This is a genomic window from Rickettsiales bacterium (assembly GCA_033762595.1).
GTDB lineage: Bacteria > Pseudomonadota > Alphaproteobacteria > Rickettsiales > UBA8987 > JANPLD01.
Genome location: JANRLM010000037.1, coordinates 1 through 14,895, shown reverse-complemented (window position 1 = coordinate 14,895; position 14,895 = coordinate 1). Strand labels below are relative to the sequence as shown.

Below are 14,895 nucleotides of genomic sequence, written 5' to 3'. Positions count from 1 at the left end.
ATATTTTTTGATTAGGTATCAAACGCTCTTTATAAGCAAAAATAAAAGCATCAACAGCGAATGGCACTTCCTCATTTTTTGTAAGCTCAAAATATTTTTTTAGAGTTTTCCAAGCTAACTCAAAAGTAAATTCAAAAACTTGAATAGTTCCATTAATTTCTAGCTTGCTGGCTTCAGGATATATTGAAACCGCATTTTCCAGCTCAATAACTGCTTTACCAAAATTATCTAAAAACTCTAAATATCTACTTTTTTTCATATAAAACCAAACCTTCTTGGTTTATTTTTTTTCTTAAAGATTTATCAACACTATCGTAATCAACCAAATCTATAGAGTTTAAGGTTGGCGGATTATCTAATATATTTTCATAATATTTCCAATCTTCAAGTGTAGCTTTTGGGCAGGAAATAGCAATATCAATATCTGAAAATTCTCTTGCAGTTCCATTAGCCCTTGAGCCAAACAAATATAGTTTTTCTACTGCTTTATTAGCAGACAGTAAGCTTGCAAGCTCTTGAATATAATCCTGAATTACCATTTATAAAAAACTAAATAACCAGAAACTAAAACCACCCAAATTAGGGAAACTGGCAGGAAGATTTTCCAGCCGAGTCTCATTAATTGGTCATATCTATATCTTGGTAATGCTGCACGCACCCATATAAAACAGAATAGCAAAAAGCAAACTTTTAATGCAAACCATACAAAACCAGGGATAAAACTTAAGGCAGGAACATCAATAACCGGCAACCAACCACCTAAGAATAAAATTGTTGTCATACCGCACATTAAAATCATATTTGCATATTCACCTAAGAAAAATAATGCGAATGTCATTGAGGAATATTCCACATTAAAACCTGCCACAAGCTCGGCCTCAGCTTCAGGCAAGTCAAAAGGGTGGCGATTTGTCTCAGCCAAAGTTGAAATAAAAAACATCACAATCATTGGTAATAATAACAAATGTTCATACCAAGTTCTTTCAGCAAAACTAAGAACAATATCGGTTAGATTCATTGAGCCTGCGAATAAAAGTGCGGTTATTACAATTAGCCCAAGTGAAACCTCATATGAAACCATCTGAGCTGATGAGCGAATTGCTCCAAGAAAGGAATATTGAGAGTTTGAAGCCCAGCCTGCAATTATAATTCCATAAACACCAAGTGAAGAAATTGCGAATAAATATAAAACGCCAACATTGATATCAGCCAAGGCAAACCCTTCTGTTACTGGAATTACCGCCCAGCCAATCATAGCTAAAATGAAAGTTAGCATTGGTGCTAAAATGAATAAAACTTTGTTAGCTTTAGCGGGGATTATAGTTTCTTTTAGGAATAATTTTACGCCATCAACAAGCGGTTGAAGAAGCCCAAAAGGCCCAACCACATTAGGGCCTTTGCGAAGTTGCATTGCAGCAATAACTTTTCTTTCAGCCAAAGTTAAATAAGCAACGCAAAGCAATAACGGCACAATAATCAACAAAACGCGAAGCAATATCCACAAAGGTGGCAAGCACTCTGGCAGGGTCATCACGCAATTCTGTATTTGTTCAATGTTTAGCATAACTATTCAGGAAATGGTAACCCCAATTTTTCTAATGGAATATATTCAAAATAATAGTGACAACCAACATTTATAATGTAATCAAGAACATCTTGATACTTTGCATTCTTAAACCAGTCACTTAGTAAATACATATATTCCACTTCAATATTTGCTCTTGAAAGTAATTTTTTATATTGCTTCTTCTTAAAATCGCAAGTTTGTAATTTTTCATCAACCGATCCTTCAACCTGTTGAAATTTACACTCAATAATAAATAGAGTGTTTTTTATAATAACAAATATAGAATCATCAGGAAGTATCTTTTTAGAAATTATATTTTTCCAGTCAATACCTAACTCTTTTAAGAAAAAATTATAAAAATTATGTTTTTTATAAATTTTTCCTACTAATTGATTCTTATAGAAAACATTTTCATTTTCTACTTTATAATTTCTTTGGTTATTAAGAAAAGTTGATAAATCTGTTTCTCCTTCAAAAACCAAGCCTGTTTTAGTATTTGCACCGCCTATACCGCCCTTTTTCATACCAGCCTCTCACTTAGCTTACCAAGCCTTTTTATTGTAAGATCTGCATATTTGGAATCTAACTCTATACCAATATATTTTCTGTTATAAATCTTGCTTGCTAAACCGGTTGTTCCACTGCCATTAAATGGATCAAGAACAATATCGCCTTCATTGGTTGAAGCTAAAACGATTCTTTTTAGAAGCTCCATTGGCTTTTGAGTAGGGTGCTTTCCAAATTCTTTCTCTTCATTTTTTGGCGGGTAAATTGACCAAACAGATCGCATTTGAAGCCCAGGTTTTTTTATGAAATCTTCTTTCCAAGTTCCCTCTTTCATCGTTTCATAATTGAAGGTATGCTTAGCTTTTTTATCTTTTCTAGCCCAAATAATTGTTTCGTGACTTGCAGTAAAAAACCTGCAACTTAAATTAGGCGAAGCATTTGGCTTAAACCAAGAAATATCATTTAGAATATGAAATCCAGTTTTTTGAAGTAAAAACCCGCATTGATAAATTGAGTGGTAAGTTCCACTAATCCAAATTGTTCCTTGCGGTTTTAATATTCTTTTGCATTCATTTATCCAAGCCTCGTGAAATTTAAGATCTTCTTCAAACCCTTTACTTTTATCCCAGTTTCCCTTATTCACACTAACCATCTTGCCAGCTTGACAAGTAAAGCCATTATTAGAAAGCATGTAAGGCGGATCAGCAAATATCATATCCACATAATTGTCAGGAAATCTACTCATAACCTCTAAACAATCACCTAGATACAAGCAAAAATTTTCATCTTTGTAATAGTAAGGTTTTTCTTCATTTTTTACAACATTAGAATCAACTTTCGGCATACGCTTCGGCAGGGTCATCACGCAGCTCTGTATTTGTCCAATGTTCATTATTAAGTTATAAGTTTTGAGATATGAGTTATGAGATGTGAGTTTTACTCACATCTCATAACTCACCACTAACAATTCACCCCTAAAACCTTGCTCCTAACAGGGATTTTTTATTAAAACCCTTTTCTTCACCAAATTCTTGATTGCACGCAATCATTGTTTTTGAAACACGAGAAATTGGATCAGTAAAATAAAAATTGAAGAAATCCGCTTCAATCGCAACTTTTGATAATCTTCCGGCTGGCATATCGCTACTCGCAGGCCATTTTGCTGGGATTATATTATCAATATTTTTGAAAGTCGTAGAAATATTTTCAAGCTCTTTTCTAATTTCATCTAGCGTTGAAAAATTCTCTAAACCTAATTTTGTTGAAAGCTCTGAAATTATAATAAAATCTTGCTTCGCCTCACCCACTGGGAAAGTTGCTAACCTTGTTTTTTGAGGTCTGCCTTCTAAATTTACATATATCGCATTTTTCTCAGTGTAAGCTGCACTTGGCAGAATAACATCAGCTACGGAAGCCCCAGCATCCCCATGATGGCCGATATAAACCACGAAAGGTTTATCCAAACCACGAACATCAATTTCGTCTGCCCCGTGTAAAATCAGCACTTCAATATCGCCAGATTTTGCAGAATGAATCATTGAATAGACATCTTTGCCATTATTTTGTGGCACAAAACCAATTTCTAAACCGCCAGCTCTGCCAGCCGCTCTCTGCAACGCATTCAAGCCATTCCAATCATCACGAATGATATTATATTTCTCAGAAATTTTAACCGCTAGAGATAAAATCGCCTCAGCGTCACCCCTTTTATAGATTGCATTCCCAAGGATTATCACAGGGTTTTTTGCATTCGCTAATTTTTCACAGAAAATGTGATTTCCAGCCAAAATATCCTCTAAAATTTTTGGATCAGCACCTAAATTTTGATGCGGATAAGATAAATCAACCTCACCACCAATAACTGCAATTGGGATTTTTTTGTTAGTGTAAACCTTCCTGATTCTTGCATTTACAAGCGGCGCTTCATATCTAGGGTTTGAGCCAACAAGAAGCACTAAATCAGCTTTTTCCAGACCTTCAATAGTAGTGTTGAATAAGTAAGATGCTCGATTATTTGCGTTATAATTTGCACCATCTTGACGGCAATCATAATTTCTAACGCCCAGATTATCCAGCATATATTTCAGTGCGAACATTGATTCAACATCAACTAAATCACCAGCAATTGCACCAATTCTTTCAGGGTTAGTTTGTTTTAAGATTTGTGAGATGAGCGTGTAAGCTTCTTCCCAACTTGCTGGTTGAAGCCTTCCCATTTTACGAATATAGGGCTTATCTAACCTTTGATATTTCAAACCCTCAAACGCATAGCGAGTTTTATCAGAAATCCATTCCTCGTTAATTTCTTCATTCAAGCGAGGCAGAACGCGAAGCACTTCATTGCCCCTTGTATCAACCCTAATGTTTGAGCCAACTGCATCAAGCACATCAATAGTTTCAGTTTTCTTTAATTCCCAAGGGCGAGCTTTATAAGCGTATGGCTTAGAGGTTAAAGCACCAACTGGGCATAAATCAATAATATTTCCTGAAAGTTCTGAACTTAAGCCTTTTTCAATGTAAGTGCCAACTTCCATATGTTCACCACGACCAGTTGCACCAAGCTCTGGCACGCCCGCAACATCTGTCATAAAGCGAATACAACGAGTGCAGTGTATACATCTTGTCATATGGGTTTTAACAATCGGCCCCATATATTTATCTTTTACCGCTCGCTTTTCCTCTTCATATCGGCTTTCTGCTTTGCCATAAGCCATTGATTGATCTTGCAAATCACACTCCCCTGCTTGATCACAAATTGGGCAATCAAGAGGGTGGTTAGCAAGTAAAAACTCCATCACGCCTTCACGAGCCTTTTTAACCATTGGGGTATTCGTGAAAATCTTCATTCCTTCACTTGCAGGCATAGCACAGGAAGCCGCAGGCTTTGGTGGACCAGGCTGCACTTCAACAAGGCACATTCTACAATTTCCAGCGATTTTTAATCTTTCGTGATAGCAAAAACGAGGTATTTCCTCACCAGCCTTTTCGCAGGCTTGCAGAACGGTCATTCCGCTTTCAATTTCTATTTCGCTTCCGTTGACTGAAACTTTAGGCACTTCTTAAAATAATTTTTACATTATTTTTGTGCTTATAAAGAAAAAATTTATTAGTGCAAGTTGCAAGTGTTTGGTTTTTCTAGTAAGTATTCACTAAATAAAAATATTGTTATCTTCATCACACCCCCTTCCGTATTATATTTTTTCGTTCCATAATTGAATTAGGTGCTAGGCGTTAGTTTCTGGGTTCTAGGGCTTTACTCTATACCTCCTAACACCTAGAACCTAACACCTAGAACCTTTTTTATGAAACAAAAATATATACAAACCCGCAATGAGCATGAAGAAATTTTGCGAAAATCTCGCAAGATAATCTCTGCTATTTTCAGCAATCTGGAGGAATATGTTTCGCAAAATAATCATAATGATGAGGAATTTGACTATCTCAAAAATACTAGCAATTCTGCTAACATCATTAACAAGCTTTCTAGTTCGCTTCTTAAAATCATAGAAAAAGAGGAGGAAATTTTATCAGAAAATCCTGATGAAATTTTCCCTGCAGAGAAAATTCCTCCGCAAAAAATCTCAGATGAACTTGATTTAGACGATATTAAAGAGGCCGAAAAAGCCATTATTCTCGCCAAACTTGAGAAAGGTTTAATCAAGCCCAATGAGGTTGATTTCACTAAATTTGATTGGCCAGAAGAATTGATTGATAAGCAAATTCTTGATGAAATCACCGCCGAGCTTGAAAATGAAAAATTAAATGTTACAAATATACCGCCTTAATCAGCAATTGTCACCCCGCACTTGGTTATAGAGGTTAAGGCGCTTAATTTAATAGTCACAGAATTTTTCATTCCCGCGAAAGCGGGAATCTAGAACAACATTGATTGATACCCGCTTTCGCGGGTATGAATTGAGAATAATTTTTTTTAATTAACCCCTCTAACCAAGTGCGGGCTGACAATTAGAAGAAAATCAAAAGTAATTTTATCAATATCAAGGTTTATAATGCGTTTATTATTCTTAGGTGATGTGGTTGGAAAATCTGGCAGAGATGTTGTGGCTAACCATTTATATCGCCTCAAAAAAGAATTGCAGATTGATTTTTGCATCGTAAATGGTGAAAACGCCGCCAATGGCTTTGGTGTTAATGAAAAGATTATTGACGGGTTTATTTCTCAAGGTGCAAATGTTGTAACTTGCGGTGATCACACTTTTGATCAAAAAGAAACAAAATTCTTTATCGGCAATCGTTATGAGATGCTCCGCCCGCTCAATATGCCTTCGCAACTGCCTGGCAAAGGTTTTAATTTATATTCGGTGCAGGATAATAAAAAAATTTTGGTAGTACATTTAATGTGCCAATTATTTATGAGGTTTCAAGTTAACTGCCCGTTTGAAGCGATAACAAATCTTCTTACGAAATATCAACTTGGCAAAGATGTAAATTACATTTTTGTTGATTTACACGGCGAGGCAACTTCAGAAAAGATGGCGATGGCTCAATATCTTGATGGTAAAGTTTCTGCGGTTTGTGGCTCTCATACACATATTCCAACATCTGATGTTCAAGTTTTGCCCAAAGGCACAGCTTACCAAACTGATACTGGAATGTGCGGAGATTATGATTCAGTAATTGGTTTTAGAAAAGATATTTCTGTGCCGAATTTTTTGAATAAAATTCGCGGTGAACAAAAAATGCAACCGGCTGAAAGCGATGGCACTTTATGTGGTTTTGTAGCGGAGTTAGATGAAAAAACTGGCTTAGCAACAAAGGCTGATTATCTGAGAGTTGGTGGCAGGCTTAGAACTCATATGCCGGTTTTATAAATCCTTCTTGGAGAAATCTTTGCTTTTGATGTTATCAACGAAATCTTCAAAATCACCAGCGTTGCTGAAATCCTTATAAACTGAGGCGAAGCGGATATACGCAACTTTATCAAGTTTTGAAAGTTCTCGCATAACTTCTGAGCCAATTTTGCTTGAGGAGATTTCACTATCGCCAGATTTTTCAAACTTGGTAACGATTTTATCAACGATTGCTTCAACTTGGGCTTCAGTAACAGGGCGTTTTCTGGTGGAAAGCTGGATTGAGCGAGTGATTTTATCTCTATCAAAAATCTTCTTCTCGCCATTTCTTTTGACAACCATTAACTCTCGGAGTTGCACTCTTTCAAAGGTGGTGAAGCGAGAATCACATTTGGGGCAGTATCTTCTGCGACGAATGGAGCTTCCATCTTCAGAAGATCTGGAATCTTTAACCTGAGTATCGTGAAAACCACAAAATGGACAACGCATATAAGCGACTAGTTAAATTGTTGAAATTGCAAGGAATGTTTAATAATCTTGGATTTACTAAATTTTCTCTGTTTTTTTCCTATGGTGTCACCCCGCACTTGTTGCGGGGTTAACTATAAAAAACGCTCAAAACTTAGGTTTTAAAACACCTTCAACCATTAACCCCGCAACAAGTGTTGGGTGAAATTTGTGATTAAGGAGCTTAAATCTATGGATTGTAAACAATTCCGAAAATTCTTAATATGAATAATCTTATTAAAAAATTTTTCAAAGACTTCTTGACAATTAACCTTAATTTTAACTAATGTAACATAAAAACAACAGGTGATTTATGGAAGATATTTCGTTGGGCATACAAGAATATAGAAGGTTAAAAGGTCAACCAATAATTGACGAAGGGACAGGACACCCAAGAGTTGGTAAGCACTCTCTTATAAAACAAGCTTATGATGTGGCAAGAGACACCAGTGGGCCAGAAAACGCTTACATTCCAGCTGGCGGAAGTATGGAAGCGAGAGGATCAGGTGCAAGATTTTTAAATTTTTGTATTTCACTTGGTATGAATCATGATCATACTTCGCAATCTAATTTCTTTCCTCCATTTTCAGCTGAAAATGCGTTAATTTTTACAGGCTCAACAGAAGGTTATAGCAATATTTATCAAGCTTTGAGAAAATTATATCCAAAAAAAGATACAATAGTTTCTTTGCAATCTATCTATAGTGCTCAAAACGCAGAGTTAAGAGGAATGGGATTTAACACAGTTAATTTAAGTGGCAGTAGAGATAATTCTTTCTGCTTAGATTCAGTTGATGCCTACAATCAAGCTTTTGCACCATATAAAGATAAAACAATTTTAATACAAGATGGAAGCCAAAATCCATATTCAATGATTGCTTCACCTGAGAATACAAAGATTAAGGCGGATTTTTTAAATACGCATTCTGATATACCAGCATATTTTGACTTTCCTTATTATTTTATTTCAGCACACCCAGAAGTTTTAACTCCTAGATATGTTAGCGAAGATGTAGCAAGGAATTCATTTTACTCTCATTCAGTTTCTAAAATAGGGGGGGATCCAGGAACTTGTGGAGTAATAGCAAGTCATAGACAAGATGTTATTAATTTAATGCTACAAGATAATGTTAATTATAGACTTTCAATTCCTCAGTTAGTTGAGGAACAAGCTAAATTATTTTTCTCTGGCGTTATAAGAGAATTTAATCAATTAGCATTTGAATCTTGGAAAGGGGGGCAAGCTGATCCAGTTCTTTCTGCATTACATAATTGGGAAATTGCTAAGAATACAGCGGAGCCATATCTAAAAAATCAAGCTCATTTAATGAATATGCTTAGGGGTTCTATGGAGTCTTTAGGCTTTACAGGTGAATTAGTCACTTTAGATCATAATTCTGGTATGTATGTTAATTTGTTTTTAGATCAGTTAAAAGGAAAAAAATTTAGTGATAAAAAAGTTTTATTCGGTGGGCAATATAGTTTTGTTGATGTTATGGGAAAGGATTCAATAGAGTCTGGAGAAGATTTGAAAAAGTTTTTATCTATATTAGATGGTTTACCAACTGAACCTAGGGCTTCAATAACTAGTAGAAGCGGAGAAATGTTTAATCTTGATGCTAATCATGTTGGGGTAAGGCTTTGCCATACCAATGGTGATGCATTAAATGAAAAAGCTTGTGAAGTTATATATAATGGTTTGGCTTTAGCTTATGTGATTGAACAAAATAAAGAATTTTCAGTAATCAAAAATGAATCTAAAATAAAATCAGAAAAAATGGTAAATGATGCATTCCAGTATAGAAGAGCCTAAACCAGCACTACCTACCATAAAATCTTTCTTCCCAATATTTAGGGAAGGCATCTTCATTCCAAGAGATTTCTGCTTTGCCGATTTTACCGCGAGTGTTGGATACTAAATTTAGCGTTATGCCATCAAGGCTTTTGAGGGTAAAAGAACTGCTAAAATTATTCTGCCAATTAAGCAAATCCAAACTTCCATTTGCCTCACCTTTAGCGTCAGATGATTTTGCTTCAAGGGCAATTTTATTTAGTAAAATCTCACCATCATTTAAGCCAATAGAGGTTTGAATTCCGCCAAAAATTGTCTCACCTGAATTTAGATATTCATTTGCAATGGTTTTTGTATCCTCAATTTTTTTGGCTTGCACAATGCCACTTGCAAGCCCTGACAAATTAAAGCCAGTAACCTTAAACCCATTGGTGCCAATTTCCGCCCTGCCTTTTGCATCTTTAATTAACTGCTTCAAGTTATAGCCAGTTGAGGCAATAGTGGCAGAAACATTAAATTTGCCATAAATTTGGTTTATGCCAAAAACATTTCTTAAAAATTGTGATGCATCAAGATTAGTTGTAACAAATGAAATCGCAAAAGAAGGATATTCCGTTGTAAGCCAGCCAGAGAAAGTGAATTGCGAGTTATAAAGCTCAAATTTTGAATCTAAAATATCAACCTTATTACCCTTCATATCAAGGTTTAACCTGAAGCTATCAAGGTTAAAATGCTCATATTTTAATTTATCAATAGCAAGTTTTACTTTGCCCTGCACATAGCCTAAATCAGCAAAACTTATAGGCCTGTCTTCAAATTTACCATCAAAATTATAAAAATCATTTTTAGCATTTAGACCATCATATTTTATATAATCATAATCAAGGCGTTGCACCCTAATTGATGCATCAATAATCGGCTGAAAATCTTTTATGTCAATGTTTCCAAACGCAACAAATTCACCATATTTGAAGCTCTTAAAATATAATTTTTTAAGCTCAGTAATCCCCGGTTTGATATTTGCAACAAGCTGAAAATCCCGCAGATTTTCACCGGATTTTGTAATGTTTGATGATTTAATTGAAATCTTAAATTCATCAAATACGGAATCTAAAAATCTTAAAAAGTCCACCTTTTCTGAAAAAGAACTTTGATAATTTTCCTCCGCATTTTCTTGGATAATGTATCTATCAAGCTCAAGCCTATCAAAGTTGAAAGCAGCTAAAGCTTGCAGGCTTGTTGAGTAATCAATAAGAATTTGCCCTGCAAATTTATTATCATTAATTTTAGAAATAACTTCTCTAAAATGTATTTTTTTGCCTTCAAGAACACCTTTAGCTTGCATAAAAAACTCGCCTAAATCTGGGCTGTTTTTAAGATTTGAAATAATACCAGTTGCAAGTGATAATTCATCAAGTTTTTTACCATATATCGCAAATCCAATATTACCCGCCATTGTTCTGCTTGGCTTATCAACTTTAATATCAGCAAGAAATTTTAGGATAGTCTCACCCGGTAAATTTGCATCAAAATTTGTTACCTTAAAAATTTTATCAATGAAGGAGATATTTGCTTTCAAAAAGCCAGTTTTATCTTCAAAAAAATTAATTTTATCAATGAGGAAATCTAGAGTGAAATTGATATCATCACCTAAGGAAAATAAGAAAAATTTGTTTAATCTTTTGTTAAAATCTTTTTCAAAATCTTCAATTTTTCTTATTGAAATTTGATCTTTACGAGACTTAAAAAGATTCTTCCAATCAAGGCTTAATATCTCAATTTTTGAGTTAATATTTAGCTTTTCAGCGATAGAAATTTCGCAATTAAAATCTAAATCTAAAATATCACTTTTCGCATTGAAATTTTTGATATTAAAGCTTTTATTATTGCCATCAATTTCAGCTTTAATTTCTGCAACTTCATTAATTTGGATTGCATCTAAAATATCACTTGAGAACCCAAGAAGCCCGAAAAACTTGAAAGAAAAAGCTGAAATTTTTCCAGAAATATTGCCCTTAAGGTTAAAATTTTTTGAACTATTAATTGCACCTAAAAAATTAATTTCAGTATCATTTGAATAAACTTTTGCTGAAATATCTGATTCTTGCCCCAACCCATCTCTAAAATTTACATTAAAAATATAATCCTCACCAAATTTTTCTGAATGAATTAAGCCCTTAATTACAAACTCTTTATTTGTAGGATCAAGAACTAATTCATTGAAAGAAACTGATCTAACAATTTTCTCACGAGAGTTAGCCTCACTGCCCTCTTTAATAAAAAAAAACTCAAGATTTTTGAAGTTTATTTTTTTGTTAAAATAAGATTTTTCTGCTGAAAATTCTTTAATCAAAGTTTGATATAAATCTTGATTTTTTGCCTTATCAGAATTGATATAAATTTTTACATTCTTTAGAAAAATCTCATCATAATTAATTCTTCCAACTAGCAAAGATAGTAAATTTGGTTTGGTTGAAAACTCCTGAATTTCTACGAAATTTTTATGATAAGATTTTATATTAGATTCAACTTCAATGTTTTTTATTGTTAAGTATGGCTGAGGTTTTGTAACAAATTTTATCTCACCATTTATAGCAGAATTTTTGCCAAAAGTTTCATTGATAGATTTTGCAAAGCCGTTTTTGATTGAATTTTCTGTGATGATTAAACTTGCTAAATTATCAAAATTATACCAGCCCAAACCCACTAAAACCAAGCCAATCAGAAAGATTTTATTAACGAAGGAATAGCCAAGCGATAATTTATATCTAAGCCTTGCAAGTGAGGAAATAAAATTAGCAAAAAATTGTGTTCTAAAAATACTCATTTTTCAGCAACCACTTTATTTTTGCCAGTTGTTTTAGCTTTATAAAGCATTTCATCTGAACGATTGATTAAATCTTCAGGCGAATCACCATCTTGTCTTGTTGCGGAATCTCCAATGCTAACGGTGCAATTTACAAAGCCGGGCTCTGCAGAAATTTTTACTGGTTCATCTGCAATAGATTTTCTAATTCTCTCAGCAACTTTTTTGCCCGTCTCAAAATTTGTATTGGTAAGAACTACAATAAATTCCTCCCCTCCATGACGAACTGCAAGATCAGTATCCCTAACGCAACTTTTAATTCTGGCTGCAACTTCTCTTAAAACTTCATCGCCGATAGAATGCCCCCAACCCGGTTTATCATTGATTTGCTTGAAGTTATCAATGTCAATAGTTAGAAGAACTAGTTGATCTTTTTTCTCAATTGTTTCCTTAAAAATTGTGCTTAAATGTTTTTCTAAATATCTTCTATTATATAATTTTGTGAGCTGATCAACCACTGAAGCGGAAATACTATCTTCAATGCCAACTCGCAAATAATCCTGACATTTCTTTCTTTTGAGTAAAGTTTTTGTTCTGGCAACAAGTTCGTTAATATCAAGTGGCTCTAGAATATAATCATCAATGCCAACCTGCAGGCCTTTTATCATCATTTCTTTGTTATCCTCATCAACCATTATAATAACTGGAACACGCCTTTTATTTTCCATTCCTTTAATCTCAACTGAAATTCTTAGACCATTTTTTTGATCAAGCATTGTGCTAACAATTACTAAGTCGAAATCAAAATTATAGAGATTTTCAACCGGCTGATCAGGGTTGAAGATAATTATTTTATGCCCTTCTTTCTCAAGCCTCTCCTTGATTTTTCTAAGCTTGAAAACATCGTCATCAATTACTACAATCGTTGAGGCTAAATCTTCCGTGCGAGAGGAAAAATATTTTGTAACCGCGCCAAAATTTTCAGCAGTTTTATCTCTAAGCCTTAATTCATCGAAAAGTTCTTTTATTCTAATTAGAGATCTAACGCGTGCGAATAAATGAAATTCATCAATAGGCTTAGTAATAAAATCATCAGCGCCTGCTTCTAAGCCCTTTATTCTATCTTCTTGTTCAGTAAGTGCGGTTACCATAACTACTGGAATTCCAGCGGTTTGATCATCAGCTTTAAGCCTTTTGCAAACTTCAAAACCATCGATTTTTGGCATCATCACATCTAGCAGAATAATGTCTGGTTCTTTTTGTTTAGCTATAGAAATTGCATCAAAGCCATTATTAGCGGTGAAAACCGTATAGTATTCAGCTTTAAGCTTTGCCTCTAAAAGCCTTAGATTTGGCTCTAAATCATCAACAACAAGGATTTTACCAGTCATAGGGAATGTTTATTTATTACTTCTAAAAATTTAGAAATTGAAATTGGTTTGGAGAGATATTCTTCACAGCCAGAAGATAAAATATTTTGCTTGTCTTCTTCCATTGCGAAAGCAGTAACTGCGATTATTGGAATTTCTTTAAGGGTTTCATTAATCTTAAGCCTTTGGATTAAATCCAAGCCAGAAATATTCGGTAATTGAATATCCATTATTATTAAAGAAGGGCTTGATTGATTGCATAAATCTTCAATATTTTTGCCGTCCCTACTTTGAACAACATCAAAATTATTTGCTTCTAACAAATCCGCAAATAATTTGAGGTTTAGTTCATTATCCTCAACAATGAGTATTTTCTTTTTAGCAGACATTATAGAAAGTTTTGCTTGCATTCTAAGTTATATTACAAACTAGAAATTAAGCAACTCTTTTACAGATTCAAGCTGGTTGATGAAGGATTCCACAACCTTAGGATCTAATTTTTCTTTTGGTGGTAAATTTACGCTATCAGTTTGAGGTTTTGCCTCAATATTTTCAGAAGTAGAAAAATTTGGTTTAACAATATTATTTTCAGTTTTTTGAGTTGGCTGAGTAATATCAGTATTATCCTCAAATAAATTTTGCTGGTTTTTAGAAAAATACATTTTTTTATTCTCTCTTAAATATTTTTTTGCACCTTTAATTGTGAAGCCTTCATCATAAAGAAGGGTTTTGATTTGTTTGATTTTCTCAACTTCTTTGGGGCTATAATATCTATGTCCACCCTTTCTCTTATGAGGTTTAAGAATGAAAAATTTACTCTCCCAAAATCTAAGAACATAAGGTGGAACACCAAGTTCAGAAGATACTTCACCAATTGTTTTGAATTGATGTGAAGATGGGGTTGGAAATTCAATCACTTCAGCTTTTTCTATAGGTTCTGAATATTTTAATGCTGCTTGCATATTTTTATTAAAAAAATTATTTCTAATAGTATTGTATCAAGAAAATTATATCAATAACAAAAAAATATTTTTTATTATGGAAAGGAAATTCAAATTATTAGGGCTTGGCAGTGCAATTGTTGATGTGCTTGCATATACTGATGAAGAATTTATTGAAAAAAATAATCTTGATAAAGGTTCAATGAAGTTAGTTGATTATGAAACTGCAATTTCACTTTATCAAAAACTAGGTGTTGCAACTGAGTGTTCAGGCGGTTCTGCTGGAAATACTTGTTCTGGCTTTGCGATTCTTGGCGGTAAAGTTGCTTTTTTGGGCAAAGTTAAAGATGATTATTTAGGCAGGGTTTTCAAAAAAGATATTGAAAAGGTTGGGGTGAGTTTTCCTCTGGAAGCCTCAAAAGAAGGGCGTTCCACTTCAAAATGCGTGATTTTTGTTACCGAAGAAGATTTGCCTTCTGGCAGAAAAAAAGTTGAAAGAACAATGGCAACTTATCTTGATTTTGATGTTATAATTTCAGAGGAAGATATTACTGAAGAAATTATATCATCAGCAGAAATGCTCTTTTTTGAAGG

15 protein-coding genes are annotated in these 14,895 nt (G+C 33.9%); 4 read left to right on the top strand and 11 right to left on the bottom strand.

Features of this window, described 5'->3' with window-relative positions; genetic code table 11:
* The 6 genes from SFT90_03120 to nuoG form a co-directional block, all read right to left on the bottom strand.
* On the bottom strand, positions 1-259 hold a 259-nt coding region (locus SFT90_03120; GenBank protein ID MDX1949478.1), incomplete at its 3' end, for a nucleotidyltransferase substrate binding protein.
* Positions 246-539 carry a nucleotidyltransferase domain-containing protein gene (locus SFT90_03115; protein ID MDX1949477.1) on the bottom strand — a complete coding sequence of 98 codons (294 nt, stop codon included), beginning with the start codon at positions 537-539 and terminating at the stop codon, positions 246-248. The genes SFT90_03115 and SFT90_03120, both read right to left, overlap by 14 nt.
* Positions 533-1,531 carry an NADH-quinone oxidoreductase subunit NuoH gene (gene nuoH, locus SFT90_03110; GenBank protein MDX1949476.1) on the bottom strand — a complete coding sequence of 333 codons (999 nt, stop codon included), beginning with the start codon at positions 1,529-1,531 and terminating at the stop codon, positions 533-535. The genes SFT90_03115 and nuoH overlap by 7 nt, the downstream gene beginning before the upstream one ends.
* Positions 1,532-1,566: 35 nt before the next feature.
* On the bottom strand, positions 1,567-2,091 hold the full coding sequence (locus SFT90_03105) for a PD-(D/E)XK nuclease superfamily protein (protein ID MDX1949475.1): 525 nt from the start codon (positions 2,089-2,091) through the stop codon (positions 1,567-1,569).
* Positions 2,088-2,966: a site-specific DNA-methyltransferase gene (locus tag SFT90_03100; GenBank protein ID MDX1949474.1), complete on the bottom strand. Its 879-nt coding sequence runs from the start codon at positions 2,964-2,966 to the stop codon at positions 2,088-2,090. The genes SFT90_03105 and SFT90_03100 overlap by 4 nt, the downstream gene beginning before the upstream one ends.
* An 82-nt stretch (positions 2,967-3,048) precedes the next feature.
* Positions 3,049-5,130: an NADH-quinone oxidoreductase subunit NuoG gene (gene nuoG / locus SFT90_03095; protein MDX1949473.1), complete on the bottom strand. Its 2,082-nt coding sequence runs from the start codon at positions 5,128-5,130 to the stop codon at positions 3,049-3,051.
* A 246-nt stretch (positions 5,131-5,376) separates the two neighbouring features.
* Here nuoG and SFT90_03090 point away from each other — a divergent pair, with 246 nt between their 5' ends.
* Both SFT90_03090 and SFT90_03085 read left to right on the top strand, forming a co-directional pair.
* Complete coding sequence (locus SFT90_03090; protein MDX1949472.1) at positions 5,377-5,859, top strand: hypothetical protein; 483 nt, start codon at positions 5,377-5,379, stop codon at positions 5,857-5,859.
* A gap of 225 nt (positions 5,860-6,084) precedes the next feature.
* Entirely contained in the window at positions 6,085-6,906 is an 822-nt protein-coding gene (locus SFT90_03085) for a TIGR00282 family metallophosphoesterase (protein ID MDX1949471.1), read from the top strand.
* Here SFT90_03085 and nrdR read toward each other — a convergent pair.
* A complete protein-coding gene (gene nrdR, locus SFT90_03080; protein MDX1949470.1) occupies positions 6,901-7,374 on the bottom strand; it encodes a transcriptional regulator NrdR in 474 nt (157 codons plus the stop codon). The two genes, SFT90_03085 and nrdR, sit on opposite strands and share 6 nt — an antisense overlap.
* 331 nt (positions 7,375-7,705) lie before the next feature.
* On the opposite strand from nrdR, the gene SFT90_03075 reads away from it, so the two are divergent.
* Complete coding sequence (locus SFT90_03075) at positions 7,706-9,205, top strand: hypothetical protein (GenBank protein MDX1949469.1); 1,500 nt, start codon at positions 7,706-7,708, stop codon at positions 9,203-9,205.
* A 7-nt stretch (positions 9,206-9,212) separates the two neighbouring features.
* Here the strand turns inward: SFT90_03075 and SFT90_03070 are convergent, their stop codons facing one another.
* From SFT90_03070 to SFT90_03055, 4 genes are read right to left on the bottom strand one after another with little or no spacing between them, the layout of a single operon-like run.
* Positions 9,213-12,011: an AsmA-like C-terminal region-containing protein gene (locus SFT90_03070; GenBank protein MDX1949468.1), complete on the bottom strand. Its 2,799-nt coding sequence runs from the start codon at positions 12,009-12,011 to the stop codon at positions 9,213-9,215.
* Positions 12,008-13,381, bottom strand: coding sequence for a PleD family two-component system response regulator (locus tag SFT90_03065; protein MDX1949467.1), 1,374 nt, complete (start codon positions 13,379-13,381; stop codon positions 12,008-12,010). The genes SFT90_03070 and SFT90_03065 overlap by 4 nt, the downstream gene beginning before the upstream one ends.
* Positions 13,378-13,770 carry a response regulator gene (locus tag SFT90_03060; protein ID MDX1949466.1) on the bottom strand — a complete coding sequence of 131 codons (393 nt, stop codon included), beginning with the start codon at positions 13,768-13,770 and terminating at the stop codon, positions 13,378-13,380. Before SFT90_03060 ends, SFT90_03065 begins: the two co-directional genes overlap by 4 nt.
* Positions 13,771-13,788: 18 nt before the next feature.
* On the bottom strand, positions 13,789-14,322 hold the full coding sequence (locus SFT90_03055; protein ID MDX1949465.1) for a MerR family transcriptional regulator: 534 nt from the start codon (positions 14,320-14,322) through the stop codon (positions 13,789-13,791).
* A gap of 76 nt (positions 14,323-14,398) precedes the next feature.
* On the opposite strand from SFT90_03055, the gene SFT90_03050 reads away from it, so the two are divergent.
* Positions 14,399-14,895 (top strand): PfkB family carbohydrate kinase (locus SFT90_03050; GenBank protein ID MDX1949464.1); only part of this gene is annotated, 497 nt, incomplete at its 3' end.